Source organism: Pseudoclavibacter helvolus (assembly GCF_014191305.1).
GTDB lineage: Bacteria > Actinomycetota > Actinomycetes > Actinomycetales > Microbacteriaceae > Pseudoclavibacter > Pseudoclavibacter helvolus.
Map to the genome: position 1 here is coordinate 941227 of NZ_JACHWJ010000001.1, position 14728 is coordinate 955954.

General features: G+C 65.5%; 17 protein-coding genes. 9 read left to right on the forward strand and 8 right to left on the reverse strand.

Going from position 1 to position 14728, the window contains the following annotated elements; translation table 11 throughout:
* The first annotated feature begins 314 nt into the window (after nt 1–314).
* On the forward strand, nt 315–1622 hold the full coding sequence (istA, locus tag FHX72_RS04290) for an IS21 family transposase (protein WP_478219665.1): 1308 nt from the start codon (nt 315–317) through the stop codon (nt 1620–1622).
* A 44-nt stretch (nt 1623–1666) separates the two neighbouring features.
* Nucleotides 1667–2431, forward strand: a complete 765-nt coding sequence (gene istB, locus FHX72_RS04295) for an IS21-like element helper ATPase IstB (RefSeq protein ID WP_478219666.1) — start codon at nt 1667–1669, stop codon at nt 2429–2431.
* Nucleotides 2432–2895: 464 nt separating this feature from the next.
* Here the strand turns inward: istB and FHX72_RS04300 are convergent, their stop codons facing one another.
* Nucleotides 2896–4356, reverse strand: a complete 1461-nt coding sequence (locus tag FHX72_RS04300) for a DUF2130 domain-containing protein (RefSeq protein ID WP_068493544.1) — start codon at nt 4354–4356, stop codon at nt 2896–2898.
* A 212-nt stretch (nt 4357–4568) separates the two neighbouring features.
* On the opposite strand from FHX72_RS04300, the gene FHX72_RS04305 reads away from it, so the two are divergent.
* Complete coding sequence (locus FHX72_RS04305; protein WP_068477142.1) at nt 4569–5753, forward strand: globin domain-containing protein; 1185 nt, start codon at nt 4569–4571, stop codon at nt 5751–5753.
* 389 nt (nt 5754–6142) lie between these two features.
* Nucleotides 6143–7459, forward strand: a complete 1317-nt coding sequence (locus FHX72_RS04310) for an ISL3 family transposase (RefSeq protein WP_420892889.1) — start codon at nt 6143–6145, stop codon at nt 7457–7459.
* On the opposite strand, the gene FHX72_RS04315 is transcribed toward FHX72_RS04310, so the two are convergent.
* On the reverse strand, nt 7454–7846 hold the full coding sequence (locus FHX72_RS04315; RefSeq protein WP_183623169.1) for a hypothetical protein: 393 nt from the start codon (nt 7844–7846) through the stop codon (nt 7454–7456). The two genes, FHX72_RS04310 and FHX72_RS04315, sit on opposite strands and share 6 nt — an antisense overlap.
* A gap of 597 nt (nt 7847–8443) precedes the next feature.
* Between FHX72_RS04315 and FHX72_RS04320 the strand changes: the two genes are divergently transcribed.
* From FHX72_RS04320 to FHX72_RS04335, 4 genes are all read left to right on the forward strand, one after another.
* Nucleotides 8444–8683, forward strand: a complete 240-nt coding sequence (locus FHX72_RS04320; RefSeq protein ID WP_183623171.1) for a hypothetical protein — start codon at nt 8444–8446, stop codon at nt 8681–8683.
* Between the two features lie 144 nt (nt 8684–8827).
* A complete protein-coding gene (locus FHX72_RS04325; protein ID WP_183623173.1) occupies nt 8828–8971 on the forward strand; it encodes a hypothetical protein in 144 nt (47 codons plus the stop codon).
* Between the two features lie 110 nt (nt 8972–9081).
* Nucleotides 9082–9870: a site-specific integrase gene (locus FHX72_RS04330; RefSeq protein WP_183623175.1), complete on the forward strand. Its 789-nt coding sequence runs from the start codon at nt 9082–9084 to the stop codon at nt 9868–9870.
* 12 nt (nt 9871–9882) lie between these two features.
* Nucleotides 9883–10101 (forward strand): hypothetical protein, encoded by a 219-nt coding sequence (locus FHX72_RS04335; protein ID WP_183623177.1) that lies wholly within the window; start codon nt 9883–9885, stop codon nt 10099–10101.
* Nucleotides 10102–10363: 262 nt separating this feature from the next.
* Here FHX72_RS04335 and FHX72_RS04340 read toward each other — a convergent pair whose 3' ends face one another.
* Genes FHX72_RS04340 through FHX72_RS04360 form a run of 5 tightly spaced genes read right to left on the reverse strand, consistent with a single transcriptional unit; the run spans nt 10364 to nt 12638 of the window.
* Nucleotides 10364–10669, reverse strand: coding sequence for a holin (locus FHX72_RS04340; protein ID WP_221186709.1), 306 nt, complete (start codon nt 10667–10669; stop codon nt 10364–10366).
* Nucleotides 10670–10673: 4 nt separating this feature from the next.
* Complete coding sequence (locus tag FHX72_RS04345; RefSeq protein WP_183623179.1) at nt 10674–10973, reverse strand: hypothetical protein; 300 nt, start codon at nt 10971–10973, stop codon at nt 10674–10676.
* A gap of 3 nt (nt 10974–10976) precedes the next feature.
* Nucleotides 10977–11417: a hypothetical protein gene (locus tag FHX72_RS04350; RefSeq protein ID WP_183623181.1), complete on the reverse strand. Its 441-nt coding sequence runs from the start codon at nt 11415–11417 to the stop codon at nt 10977–10979.
* Nucleotides 11417–12256, reverse strand: a complete 840-nt coding sequence (locus FHX72_RS04355) for a peptidoglycan recognition protein family protein (RefSeq protein ID WP_183623186.1) — start codon at nt 12254–12256, stop codon at nt 11417–11419. The genes FHX72_RS04350 and FHX72_RS04355 overlap by 1 nt, the downstream gene beginning before the upstream one ends.
* Nucleotides 12249–12638, reverse strand: coding sequence for a hypothetical protein (locus tag FHX72_RS04360; RefSeq protein ID WP_183623187.1), 390 nt, complete (start codon nt 12636–12638; stop codon nt 12249–12251). The genes FHX72_RS04355 and FHX72_RS04360 overlap by 8 nt, the downstream gene beginning before the upstream one ends.
* Before the next feature lie 70 nt (nt 12639–12708).
* Here FHX72_RS04360 and FHX72_RS04365 point away from each other — a divergent pair, with 70 nt between their 5' ends.
* Nucleotides 12709–13158 carry a hypothetical protein gene (locus FHX72_RS04365; protein ID WP_183623188.1) on the forward strand — a complete coding sequence of 150 codons (450 nt, stop codon included), beginning with the start codon at nt 12709–12711 and terminating at the stop codon, nt 13156–13158.
* A gap of 373 nt (nt 13159–13531) precedes the next feature.
* Here the strand turns inward: FHX72_RS04365 and FHX72_RS04370 are convergent, their stop codons facing one another.
* A complete protein-coding gene (locus FHX72_RS04370; protein ID WP_183623190.1) occupies nt 13532–14494 on the reverse strand; it encodes an acyltransferase family protein in 963 nt (320 codons plus the stop codon).
* Nucleotides 14495–14728: the final 234 nt, after the last annotated feature.

Here is a 14728-nt window from a genome sequence, read left to right on the forward strand (position 1 = left end):
CTCCCTCAGACGCAGTCTTCGCCGCGGCAATCGTTTCGTTGAGAGCGCCGAAGTCGAACGAGACGGAGAGGCTGGTCGCACTGTGGTCGAGGCCAGGATGGCGCGTCTCGAGGTAGTCGAGGACCTGTCGCGCAGCGTCACCAAGCGTCGCCCCTTGGTGACGGCGCTCACTGAAATTCCTCGGTTCTGCTCATCGAAATTCCCCACTCTGGGTTGCTCCGCCGCATGAGGCGGGCCTTCCTCGATGCTGGTGGTCTCTGACCACACACCAGCCCGAGGAAGGCCCTGTTCTCATGCTCTCAGAGAGGAGCAGCGTGGACATCCACGCTCTGAAACGGCAGGGGATGACGATCAGCGAGATCGCCCGCCGCACTAACCATGACCGCAAGACCATCCGCGCGTATCTGAACGGTGAACGCCAGCCCGGGATGCGTGAGCGCACCATCCCGGACTCGTTCGACGCGTTCGTCGACTACGCCACCGCGAGACTGACCGAGGACCCGCACCTGTGGGCGGTGGCGCTGCTCGACGAGCTGCGACCGCTCGGTTACGAGGGGTCGTATCCGACGCTGACGCGGCAGATTCGTGCCCGCGGGCTGCGTCCGGCGTGCACCGCGTGCGCGCACGTCACCAAGCGCGCATACGCGGTCATCGAGCACCCGCCCGGGGAGGAGACCCAGTTCGACTGGGTCGAGATGCCCGACCCGCCCGCGCATTGGGGGTTCGGACGCAAGACCGCGTATGTCCTGGTCGGGTCGCTCGCGCACTCGGGTGTCTGGCGGGGCGTGATCTCCCCGTCGATGGACACCCCGCACCTGCTCGCCGCGATGACGACCCTGCTCGCCCTGCTGGGCGGGCTCACGAAGACCTGGCGGTTCGACCGGATGCGGACGGTCCTGGACCACCGCACCGGCGACCTGGTCCCGCAGTTCGCCGCGTTCGCGAAGCACCACGGCGTCACCGCGGTGGTCTGCCGGCCGAGGTCGGGGAACAGGAAGGGCGTGGTCGAGAAGAACAATCACACCGCCGCGCAACGCTGGTGGCGGACCTTGCCCGACGACCTCACCCTCGAGCAAGCGCAGGCCAGCCTGAACACGTTCGCCGCAGGGCAGGACGACCGGCGGCGTGAGGGCGAGCTCGGGACGACGACAGCGTCCGCCCTGTTCGTGAACGAGCGGCTCAGACCGCTACCTGCGGTTGTGTTCCCTGTGATCATCACAGAGGAGCGCACCGCGACCCGGCAAGCGCTGATCGACTGGCGCGGGAATCGCTACTCCGTCCCGCCCGAACTCGCCGCCGCGAAAGTCGAGGTCCGGCAGCGGCTCGGCGCGGACATCATCGACATCGCCACCGCATCGGGGACGGTCGTCGCCCGCCACCAGGTCGCCGAACCCGGCCTCGGCGTCACGATCCGCGACAGCGGCCATGTCACCGCACTGGAGGCCATCGCGATGGCGTCAGCGACACCAGGACGCCCGCACCGCCGCAAAGAACGCATCCCACCCGGCAGGGCCGCGCTGCGCGCTGCCGCAGCCCTCACCAGCGCTGCAGCGCAGCCTTCGACCGTGATCAGCCTGGCCGTTTACGAGCAGGCCGCGAAGAACAGGAACACCCTCCGATGACCACAACCACAGCCACCACGACGGCAGCGAGCGTCTATCAATAGCTGCGCGGCCACCTCACCGACCTGAAACTCGCCGACGCCGCGGACGCCCTCCCCGCCGTCCTCGACCAGGCGCAAGCCGAAGGATGGACCCTGACGCAGGCCCTCGAGCACCTACTGCGAGTCGAGGTCACCGCCACCGACGCCCGCCGCTTGGCTGGCCGGTTCCGTTTCGCGAACCTCCCCACCGGGCAGACCCTGGACGACTTCGATCACGACGCCGCATCCGGCATCGACCGGTCGCTGCTGGCCGAGCTCGGCACCTGCCGGTTCATCGACACCGCCACCAACGTGCTCCTGATCGGCCCGCCCGGCGTCGGGAAGACCCACATCGCCACCGGCCTCGGCCACGCCGCCGTCACCGCCGGCTACCGCGTCTACTTCACCTCCGCCGCCGACCTCGCCGCCCGCTGCCACCGCGCCGCGATCGAAGGCAAGTGGTCGACGATGATGCGTTTCTTCGCCGGTCCGACCCTGCTCATCATCGACGAGCTTGGCTACCTGCCACTACCCGGCGAGGCCGCCTCAGCCTTGTTCCAGGTCATCAACCAGCGCTACCTGAAGACCTCCATCGTGATCACCACGAACCGGCCGGTCGGAGCCTGGGGCGAGATCCTCGGCGACACCACCGTCGCCGCAGCCATGCTCGACCGGCTCTTGCACCGATCCGTCGTGATCACCCTCGATGGAGCCTCTTACCGGCTCCGCCACCACGCCACCGCCGCAGACGAACTCCGCCGCGTCACGACCGGCACGAACCTGCGCTAACCTGACCACGCGACCTGAGGAATTCCGATGAGCAACTCTGGGGAATTTCGATGAGCGCCATCATTGGGTCACGTCGTCTGGCCCAAGGTGGAACTCCCATCCGCCTTGCCACCGCTTTGCAAGTACTGCGACTTCTGACATGACGTGCCCCCTGTCTGTGCGAGGCGTCTCCGCCTGCCACTGTTTCTGGAAGCCCAGTCTGTCGCTTACTCACTCCAGGAAGTGGGGTCTCCTGTCGACTGTGGATAAGTCGCGCTGCTGCCTGGTGAGCGTGGGGCGGGCCGTGGCAGAGCACCACCGTCTCCGGTCCTTGGGGTGCTACCTTGACCTCATCATGATCGGCCCGCTCGCCTCACGGCTCGGGCTGATTTTCTTTTCCGGCGGGCGTGGCGCGGCCGATGTGGTCTTGCGCGGCGACGGTGATGACTGGCATGGCCCCTGCCTTTCCGGCTTGATGGAGCTGGTTACTCCGAGGCGGAGCTGTCGTTCGATTCGATTCCGGGTGCCGAAGCGGATGTTGTGGGCGGCTCCAGCTCGCCACTCGCGAGCTCCGCGAACTTACGTGTCATCGTGGGGTTGCCGCGAGTGAGCTTCTTGATGGTCACGTCTTGCGCTTTGTCGTTGGCGATGCGGAGGTTGCGGTCCGAGCTGATGAGAGCTTCTTTCACCTTGTTGAGTCGGACTATTGCCTTGTCGATCTCGTCGATGGCTTCCTGCGATTTGCGGGTGTGCAGTTCCCAGTTCCTCGCGAACGACTGCTGGAACGTGGTGAGGTGCTCCTCGAAATGCGTGACGTCGACGTTCTGCGCTTTCACCGACGCAAGTTCCGCCTTGTACTGCAGCGCCCCACTCGCGGCGGTGCGAAGCAGGCTGATGAGGGGGATGAAGAACTGTGGTCGAACGACGTACATCTTCGGGTAGCGGTGGGACACGTCGACGATGCCCGTGTTGTACAGCTCGCTGTCTGGTTCGAGGAGGGACACGAGGACGGCGTATTCGCATCCCTTTTCCGTGCGGTCTTTGTCGAGCTCCTTGAGGAAGTCCTCGTTGCGCTTCTTCGTGGCGGTGCCGTCAGCCTCGTTTTTCATTTCGAACATGATCGACACGATTTCGGTGCCGTTGTTGTCGGAGTCCCGGAAAATGTAGTCGCCCTTGCTGCCGCTTCGCGCGTCGTTGTCCTTCTCGAAGTAGGCGTTCGGGAAGGCGGTAGCGCGGATCTGGTTGAAGAGCGTCTCGCAGTGAATCTCGAGGGTTTCACCGAGCATCTTCGTGGAGAGGCGCGCCTTCATGTCCTTGAGGCGCTCGATAGCGTCGTCGCGATCTTTGAGCTGCGTCTCGTACTTGTCCTTCAGTGAACTCTCGACAAGCTTCTTCTCGAGGGCGGCCCGCTCGAGCCCGCTCTTCAGTTCGTCGCGTTCCTTCTCGACGGCACCCACGGCTTCGTTGACGGCGAGCTTCTTTGCCGTTTCCAGCGACTCAAGTTTGGCTTTGAGGCTCTGAATTTCGGCTTCCTTAGCGGATGCGGCCTGCTGCAGTTCGCTTGTCCGCTTTGCTTCGGCGAGTGCTTCGGCCGCTTTGCGCTCCTGCTTCGTGGTCGCGAGCTCGCTCGTCAGGGAGTCGCGTTCCTTCTCGACCTTCTGCAGCGCCTCGGCGATCGCGAGCTTCTGCGTGACGTCACCCGCGTCGAGTCTCGCCTTCAGTTCCTGGAGTTCCGCGTTCTTTTTCGCCGCGGCGGCCTCAAACTCCTGCGAGACCTTCGCCTGCGCCAGTTCGATCTCGGCGCGTTTCGTGGCCTCGGCAAGCTCGAGCCGCTCGTGGAGATCCTTCTCGAACTCACCGTCGCGGACCTGCTTCACGATGTCGGCGTATCCGGCCTCGTCGATCGTGAACGCCTTGTGGCAGTGGGGGCAGGTGATCTCGTGCATGGAACGGTCTCCTTCAAGTCGAGGCTCTGGACAAAATGGTCGCACGGTCGAGGGAACTCTTCGCAGTTGCCCACAGCCCCGCCGTGTTTCGGGCCCGAGGTGGGCCCCGCGCGATCACTCTGGAACGGTTCACCTAACTTGCATCCGGTCTTCCACGAAGAGTAGAACAGTGGCGTGTGCGCCGAGGCACACGCTCAAAGTTTGGAGACGCTGTGCTGTCAGAGAAGTCCCGCCCCGTGATCGAAGCGACGCTGCCCCTCGTGGCTGAGCGCATCTCGCACATCACCCCCGTCTTCTACCAGCGCATGTTCGCGGCCCACCCCGAGCTGCTCGACGGTGTCTTCAACCGCGCCAACCAGAGCAGCGGAGAACAGCCGCAGGCCCTCGCCGGCAGCATCGGTGTGTTCGCGACGTACCTCATCCAGAACCCAGATGCGCTGCCAGAGCGCATGCTCGCCCGCATCGCCCACCGTCACACGTCGCTCGGCATCACCGCCGACCAGTACCAGATCGTCTACGACAACCTGTTCTCCGCCATCGCCGACGACCTCGCCGAAGTCATCACCCCGGAGATCGCGGAAGCTTGGACGGAGGTGTACTGGCTCATGGCCGACGCCCTCATCTCTATCGAACGTGACCTCTACGCATCCCAAGCGAACGACAAAATGTGGATGCCGTGGCGAGTCGCCGAGAAGCGGCCCGCAGGGGCCGACGCAATCACGTTTGTGCTCGAACCAGCCGATGAGACCCCCGTCACGCCCGCACTGCCGGGCCAGTACGTCAGCGTGAAAGTTGAACTCGAAGACGGCCTCCACCAGGCCCGCCAGTACTCGCTCATGGGCGACGCCGGCCTCTCGCGCGTCTTTACGAGCAAACTCGATGAGCTCGGTGAGGTGTCTCCCGTGCTCCACAACCGCATCCAGGTTGGCGACGTGCTCGAAATCTCGAACCCCTACGGCGAGGTGGTGCTCGATGACAGCGAAGGGCCTGTGATCCTCGCGTCGGCGGGCATTGGATGTACCCCTTCGGCTTCCATGCTCCGCGCGTTAGTCAACGCGGGGTCAGAGCGCGAGGTCCTCCTCCTCCACGCCGACCGCAGCCACGACGCGTGGGCGCTCTCCGAGCAGATGCGCGCCGACCTCTCCCGCCTCGGCACCGCCAACGCCCACGTCTGGCTCGAGGACGCATCCACCGGCCACGAACTGGCTGGGGTCCATAAGGTGCGAGAAGGGTTCATGAACCTCGACGACGTGGAACTGCCAGCACAAGCCACCATGTACTTGTGCGGGCCGATGCCCTTCATGAAGGCGATCCGCAACCAAGCGATCAACGCAGGAGTGCCCGCTGGGAGCATCCACTACGAGATCTTCGGCCCAGACTCCTGGCTCGCCGACTGACCGAACGCTGGCGGGCGGTGACCAACTTCCGGGACGAGACACTGCACGGGCTGCGCTTCCTGCGCGTCCCGTTGATCTCGTCCCGGAAGTTGGTCACGCCGACACTCCTCCGGCGCCGCTCTGCGAAATGTGGGCGATAGGGACGAAGGGGCCGCCCAGGGGCTCTGCGTAGCGTGGTCAAATGGCTGAATCCGAAGGCACCACAAGCGCAGAAGGCTCGGGCAAGAACTCCGTCAACGCGGTGGGTATTGGCATTGCGTTGGGTCTGCCCTTTGGGGGCTCTTGGGACATCCGGTGGGGTGAGGCTCGCCGGGTGAGGTGTGGCGGTCGGGGTCGAGGTCCCCGAGGATCAGAAGCGCTAACTCACTGATCTTCACGAGGACCTCAACGTGCTTCACCCTACTTCCGTGCGCCCTGACGTGCGCTCTTCCTGTCCGTGTTCCCGCTGTGATCTGTTGCTCGGCATCGATGGTGTGCATGTCGAGCATGTCGACCGCCGTGATGACGTGTTGGTGGTGACGGTCTCGAGCCCCGCGACGCCGGCCGGGTGCCCGTCGTGCGGTGTCATCGCGACTGGACGAGGGCGTCGACGACGAGTACTTCATGATGTGCCCGGCGCGACGCGAGTGCGCATCTGGTGGCGGCAGCGCGTGTGGCGCTGTGACGAGGAAGACTGCGCGCGGAAGACGTTCGTGGAGCAACTGCCGACCCTTGTCGCGCCGCGAGGATCGATCACGAAGCGCGGCATCGACTGGGCGCTCTGGCAGCTGCGCCGCGAACACGCCACGATTTCGGGGCTTGCCCGGCAGCTGGGCACGTCGTGGAAAACGGTATGGCGGGCCATCGAACCCCGACTCATCACGCTCGCCGCCGATGAGTCCCGGTTCGAGAACGTCACCACCCTCGGTGTCGATGAGCATGTCTGGCACCACGTCGATGCCCGCAAGCGGGGCCCGAAAGAGCTGACCGGCATGGTCGATCTGACCCGCGACGTGCACGGGAACACCAAGGCCAGACTCCTCGACCTCGTGCCCGGCCGATCGGGGAAGGTCTACGCAACCTGGCTGGGTGAGCGAGGCGACGCCTTCCGGAAAACCGTGGAAGTCGCGGCGTTGGATCCGTTCGCGGGCTACAAGACCGCGATCGATGACCAGCTCGACGATGCCGTCGCGGTGCTCGACGCGTTCCACGTCGTGAAGCTCGGCACCGCGGCCGTGGACGAGGTCCGACGCCGCGTCCAGCAAGACACCCTCGGACACCGCGGCCGCAAGGGCGACCCGCTCTACGGCATCCAGACCATCCTCCGCGCCGGAGCGGAGAACCTCACCGACAAGCAACACACCCGCCTGACCGCGGCGATCGATGCCGACCCCGCCCACGATGAAGTGTTCATCGCCTGGCAGTGCGCGCAGCAACTACGCTCCGCGTACCGCCAGAAGCATCTCACCGAGGGGCGCAGAATGGCCGAGCACGTCACCGACCGGTTCCATACCTGCCCGATCCCCGAGATCGCCCGCCTCGGCCGGACCCTGCGCCGGTGGCGGTCAGCGTTCCTCGCGTACTTCACCACCAACCGCGCGAACAACGGCGGCACCGAAGCCGTGAACGGCATCATCGAGCTCCACCGACGCCCCGCCCGCGGCTACCGCAATCGACACAACTACCGACTCCGCATGCTCCTCGCCGCAGGAGGCCTCACTTCATGACCCCCACCCAATGTCCGAAGAGCCAGGAAAGTGCGGGAGGCGATCCCACCAGGGCCCGACAGATCCGTCTCGCTCGGTGACCGAGGCTCCACCCGGATCGCCCGGAAGCCGTGGCGCGCCCGACAGGTCCTTCACGATGTCGATGTCCCGGGCGCCGTCAGGAATTCGTGATTTCACGAGGATCTCGTGCACGGTTTCTCCAAATCTCGTGAAAGCGCTCACCGAGTAGCCGGCGGCGTGGATTTCTTCGAGATTGTCGACATAAGTATTCCATGGCATCGGGCCGTAAACATCCTGGCGCATTCTGTAGCTCGGCTCGAGTTCCAGCGTGACCCGAGTTACGACCCCAAGCAGTCCCAGGTGGATAACAGCGCCGGGAAACTCCACGGAATGATGGTTGAGCGTGCGGACCGCTCCGTCGGAACCGAGAATCTCCAATGCCCGCACAACCGTGCACAGGGACCCGAGCCCCGACCCAGACCCGTGCGTCCCCGTGGCGGTGGCCCCCGCGACGGAGATATGCGGCAACGAACCCTCGTTGTGGAGGGCGAAGCCCGCCAGGTCGAGCTCTGGGCGCAACTTTGCCATACGTGGCCGCAGCGTTGACCGCCACGGTTCCTGATGACTCATCGATGTCAATCTCGGACGGAAGCCCGCTGATGTCCACGAGCACGCCGGCCGTGTCCGCGACGTCGCTGAAGGAGTGTCGTGTGCCGAGTGCCGAGTGCGTGCACCAGGTCGGAGCTTGCCACGATGCTCGACAGCTCGTCGATAGAGCGCGGCCTGGCCTGTTCTCGTGCGGAGTACGTCAGCGAATGCGCCCAGTTCGTCCGACGCTCATCGGAATCATTCATCGTCATCGACTGCACGCCCTTGTGTGTCCTCGGAGTTAGCCTCTCAAGAGGACCACGTCCGGCGCTCAGTCGGCAACCCGGGCCGAGAACCCCGGTGCCCCTGACACGACTCGCAGTATCCTCGGTGCTTATGACGGATTCCGAGCGCGTACGGTCATTCCCGTGGTTGCTGGCGTTCTCGCTGGCGATTCCGGTCCTCATCTTCGCGACGGTTGGCGTCGGTTTCACGGTCTACACCATGAACGTCGGAGCGGACGCACTTGTCCGAATGCCAGGCCGAGGCGGCGGGAACAGCGACGGCCTCGTGACAGCAGCAGACGCGGCCAGATACTGGCTGCGATCACGACTGCCGTGGGCGCGTGGCTCTTGACGAGCGTGGCCCGAAAGCGCCGCCGTCTCGCCAAAGGAACACCGCCGCGCTGATCCGTCCCCGTTACTGTCGCGATCCTTGGGACGGTCGCCGGAACGAAAGAACCCCAGCGCCGAAGCGCTGGGGTTCCGATTGCTCCCTGAGATGGACTCGAACCATCAACCTGCCGATAGTGAGAGTGCCGCAGAAGCGCGCGAGCTCGCATCCGTCACCGAGCTACACCCGCGCCGCGACGACGTCGAGGAGATCCACGAGGCCGTCATCTCGAGTCTGGTAGTGAACCGTTGATTCCCCTCGGCGATTCGGGGAATGCCTCGCGGGAGCCGCGCCAAATCCCTATTCACTTTGGCAACACTGGTAACAGGATCGAGAGCACACCAGACACCAAGGAGTGCCTCATGATCCGCGACTACCGTCACCACCTCCACGCCATGAACCGCCGCGAGCGGACGATCGAGCTGTACATGTACTGGCTCGACCGCATCCGGCGAGCCTGCGGACCGCTCGAGGCCGTCACTGCCCAGTCGCTCGAGGTGTTCATCTCCGCGCAGACGGGTGCGCAGACCAAGAAGAGCGTCCGCACGGCGGCTCGCAGCTTCTACGCGTGGGCCCACAAGCGAGGCCACCTACCTACCAACCCAGCTGCCGACCTCGACCCCGTCAGCATCCCCTACTCGATCGCCCGCGTCGCGAAAGACTACGAGCTCGCCCGCGTACTCAACCGGCCAATGTCGATGGAAGCTCGCGCCGCCGTCACACTCGCCCGCCTCGGCTGCCTTCGCCTCGCCGAGATCACCACGCTGCGCACCGACCACCGCGACGGCGACTCGATCCGCTTCGAGGGCAAGGGTGGACGCGAGCGCATCGTGTACCTGCACCCCGACCTCGACGGCGCGCTCCGCGGTTTGCAGGCCATGCAAGGGCGCGGCTACTTCTTCCCGGGCCGTTACGGCGGACACGCGAGCACCTCGTTCGTGTACAAGCTGATCCGCGAGACCACCGGCTACAACCCGCACGCACTCCGCCACGCCGGGGCGACCGCCGCCTACCAAGCCACGGGCGACCTGCGTGCCGTGCAAGAGATGCTCGGTCACTCGTCAATCGCCACCACACAGCGGTACCTCCACCTCAACGACCGAGCTCGCCGCGCCGTCGCGCACGGCACGTCGCTCCGCCTCGTCGCGTAGATCGGACACCTCATGCCCCGACTCAACGCTGCCGCCCGCACCACGCTCCGTAACGCAGGCCTCGGCCCGACCGCCTGGTCGAAGCTCCACGGCGGCACCACCGCCACCGACTGGCGCGGCGATGCCTGCGGATGCCCCGACGACCGATGCGCCGGCCACCACCACGACACCACCGAAACGTGCGGGTGCCTCGAGGTGCTGATCCGCCACGCGCTGCCCGTCAGCACCTGACCAGAGACGCACGAAACCGCCCCCTCCCGCGAAGCGTCGTCCCGGGTGTCCGGGATCGCTTCAGCGAGAGGGGGCGAAGTCGTACTCAGCGGGGTGGCCAGGGTTTACCGAGTCTGCGCGCTGTTCGGCGGCGTTCTTCGTCGCGCACGAGCTGCTCAAGCTCACGTCGACGCTCGGCTCGTTCGGCAACTACGCGAGGTTCATCGCGGTCGCGGTCGTGACGGACCGAGTCGGGGATCACGAGCCGTTCTCGCATCTTTGGTCAGCGACCGGCGGTGAAGTCGGCGTTGCCAATCGACGTGACAACGGAGAGGACCGTCGCGACTCCCGTGACAGAGGCGACGGCGAGCCAGTCGATGCCTTCCACGCCCACAGCGGGGATGAGGTCAGCACCGGTCGACACTGCGATCGCGGCGACGAACACCTGAGCGGCGGTCTTCACAGCGCGCTCGGCAGCTCCGCGCCAGAAGGGGGCCGTCCAGATCGTCGAGCCGGACTGCTCGGCTGCCAGCTTCGTGGTGCGCTCGACGTGCTCGCCGTGCGTCTCGGGTTCAGAGATGAGGGACATACGGTTACTCCTTCTGGGTCGGGATTTGGCCGGTGTCGCCTCGGTAGGCGGGCCAGGGTGGGATGCTCTCGGTCGGCACGCAGGGCGCTTCGATCGCGATGCGGCGCACCGCGGAGGCGTGCTCCTCGATCACGCGACGCTTGGACGCCTCGCGGTCGCGTTCCCGATACGCCTCATCGACCTCGTCACGCTTCCGGCGGGACCGTCCTGTGAAGATGCCGACGAGCTGCTTTCCGAACGCGAGGAGTGCGGTGAAGCCTCCTGCGCCGAGGATCGCGGTGACCCACGCTGCGGGGTTGTCCATAGGTCACCGCTCTCGGGATAGGGGCTGGTACGAGTAGACGCGGATCAGATGCCAGCGCAGCACGAGGAGGCAGACGGCGAGGCCGATGATGCCGACCTGTGTGAGCCTCGACGATCCGGGCGGCGCGAGGAGGTGCAGGTTCAGCACCACGAACGCGTACACGGCGACGCCCGTGCCCGCGAATATCAGCGCAGTGCGTTCGGCCCACCACCACGGCGTGAAGACCGTGGCGAGGCCCAGCACGCCGCCAGCGATGAACGACCACGCCCACACGGCGGCCAGCACCGGTCCCACCTCGCCCGCGATGGACTGCGGCGGGTTCGTAAGCGTCGCGAGCCCCGTGAGGGTCGCGATGACGTAGGCGAGCGCCATGACGCCCTTGATGTGCGGAGGGGCGGTGATTTCACCCCACAGCCACCGCACCGCACGCACAGCAGCGCTCATCAGGCGCCGAGCTTCGCGGCAATCCTGTGGAGGATGCCGCCCTTCTTCTCGTCGCTCAGGTCGTTGATCACACCGCGCACGATGTACGAGCCATTCGCCTCGCGGGCGAGCTCCGACACAGCGGAGATGTCGGCGTCGTTCATGCGGACGGGCTTGACCTCGAGGCCGAGCTGCGCGCGCATCGTCTGGATGGACGCGACGCGAGCCATCGAGGCGACGTGCGCGACGCCGCCTTCGTAGACGTAGAGCGCACCGTTCTGGGCGCTCTGGATGAGGACGGGAACGGACATGATTTCCTCCAGCTGCTGGTTGGGTGATGGTGTGCCGGCAACAAGCGCCTGACGCTTCCGCTCGGCCTCGTTCCCGATGTAGTCGAGCGGCATCCCGCCCGGGCAAGCGGTCGAGTAGGAGACTCCCCAGCGGCCGAGCATCTCGCGGTGGCCGTAGAGGTTGGAGCGGCTGATCGTGAAGCCGTTGCGGAAGGCGACGTCCGCGGCGAGAGAGGCGATCCCCTCGACGTTCTCGGGCGACTGCGGCCACCCGGATGCGTCGCCGAGGGCGGAGTTGACGCACTCCATCGTGAAGGCCTGAGAATCACGCGACGCGGACCCGGAGGTCCAGGCGCGCGACTCTTCCTCGACGACCTCGTACAGCTGGCCGCGGGGGCCGACGACGGCGTTTGCGGACACCTGGCGGGATCCGCTCGTCATCATGTTGATGGTCTGCGAGGCGGAACCGTTCGCGGTGTGGTGGAGCTGGATCTCAATGATGCGCGACCCGAAGCGCGAGGACTTCTGGTGCGTGGGGTGCGTGCTGGTGTAGAGCATCGATCTAGACAAGGCGGTCCTCCTCGGGGATCTCGACGTACGGGAGCGCCTCGATGGGCTTGCCCTCGAAGCGGGGCCCTTCCCAGCGGATGACGAACACCCACGCGACTTCGCAGGAGTCCTCCGGATCGAGGTCGCCGATTCGAGCGGCGCCGGGCACATCGTGCGCGACAGTGATGCCCGGGTGCTCCGACTCGGGGTGCCGGTCGAAGTACGCAGCGAGCTCCTGATTCGCCTCGCGTGCGAGGTCGTTGTGGTCGAAGGGGATGCGGATGCGGCCGTCTTCGGTGGTGATGGTGACGGCGGTGAACTGACCGTCGGCGTCCTGCTCGAGGACGTCGAGCAGGCCGCTGAGGTGCTGTCCCTCGGGGAGCAGCGCGAGAGCTTCAGACATGTGTTGCCTCCTGGGTTGCATTAGAAAAGCCCCGCCGAGAGACGAGGCTTGGCGACAGTAGAGTTGCGCCGTGGATCTGATCGCAATCTTCGACGAGTGGGCAGCACGTGCCGCCCTAGTACTAGGACTCTTCGCGACCGTCGTAGCCCTTCGAGCACGTCGAGACGCAGGGTTCCGGAAGGCATGGCTCGTGGACTGGGAGATGCGACCAGTCGGGCCACCCCAGGCCGGCGCGACCCAACCCCACCTCACGATCACAAACGTCACGCGTGACTCCGCCACCCTTGTCGGCGTGACAACACCCGACGGAACAGCGAAGCTCTGGGGCACACCGACCGTGGCGCCGGACGACACCCACGAGATCGAGAACTTCTCCGCGATCGAAGGGCTCCGCATTCAGTGGAGGCGACCCGGCTCGCTGCGTACCTACAGCTACACGTACCGATCCGGACGGACCGAGTGGCGCATCCGGTGGCGGCGCGTTTGGTACGCCATCACCGACTCACACAAGCGCGCCTAGCTCGTCGAGCCCACTGGAAGCGTCTCGATGAGCGCGGCCCGGATCTCCTCCGGGTCGCCGCCATCCTCTACGAACCGCTTCGCGGATGCGGCGATGTCGAGGGGCACCTGACGCATGCGCGCGCTTCTCATGCTTCGTCCCCGCCTTCCACCAGCACCGCCAGCCGGTCCACTCCGAGAGGTCTACCGCGGTGCCCTCGCTGGTTGTCACGGGGATGCTGATCGGGTCGACACGGTCACCAGCGAGGAGCGTGACGGTTTCGGAAACGATTGCGCGAGCCATGGCAACTCCTGACGAAGACATGTCCCAAGAGGGAGCAGGAAAGACGAAACCCCCGCACAGGGCGGGGGTTCGAGTGATTGATGACATCTGGTCAGCGTGCGCCGACGAACCATCTCGACAGAGGAGACCGTTGGATGAGGAGCGCTGCAGTCCAAGGCAGAACAACAGCGAGAACGAATACCCACCAAGGTGCGCCTATGGGTGGCGCGTCGAACACCCACAGCACCACCGGATGCAGAAGCACAGGGACAAGAGCGACGCTCGTCATTGAGCTGATCCAAGACGTCACACGTCGAGACAGGTTCACCTTCTCGAACAGCCAGTCCAAGACCACGATCGAGGACCAAGCCAACGCGATCGCGACTAAGCCACTCAGCACCGGCGTGCCGAGAATCCCGTACTTCATATCGATGAAGCCAAGCGGCCAGGACGCGACCACGAGAACAGGGATGAGGGACGCCGCGACTGCGACCGCCCAGCCCGAATCGCGAGGGATGGCGCGCAGTAAGCGAGCCGCCAGAGCGAACCCCAGTGCGGGCACGGCAATGCCCGCCCCCAACGGCACGAGAGCAAGCACGTTCCCGAAGACTCCACCCAGGAGAAGACATCCGACCGAGACCACGGCCAACATCACCGTCGGCAAGCCATCCAGCACCCGCATCCCGACTGCGACGAAGAACAACGTCGAGATGAACCAGAACGTGGTGAACGGGCGCTGCGCCCATTCCCCACCCAACACCGGCCCTGCCAGCGCGCCGAAGCTGAGCCTCTGAGTCAGCACGTACCACGGAGCCCAAACCGCGTAGAGAACCGTGAACCAAGCCACGTAGGGGATGCCGAGTGACCGCCACCGAGACGCCACTTCGCCAGCAAGCGTGCGCCGGCCCGGTCTCCACAGCCACCCAGTGAGGAAGAAGAAGAACGGCACGGACACCGTGGCGATCAGCGCCTGCTCTTCCCCAGCTGGATAAGAGTGCCGGAACACGACGAGCACTACGACAAGGACGCGCAGCAAGTCAATGGAAGGGGAACGATTCGTGGCGGGGTAAGTCACCCTGCATCCTAGGCAGAGGGCACCAATCTCTAGATTCCCCGGGTAGGGCAGAACTCCCCGCCCCCAGTTAGAGTGCTCGGATACTCGCCGCACAGCAAGCGAACACCGACCGGCGAGAACGACGAAAGCGACACATCATGCACGCCCCAGCGTTCGATTCAGAGACCGACCGGCAACGCTGCCGGGAATGTGGACACACGAACGCTCCGATGGAGCAGCTACCGGAAGCGCCTG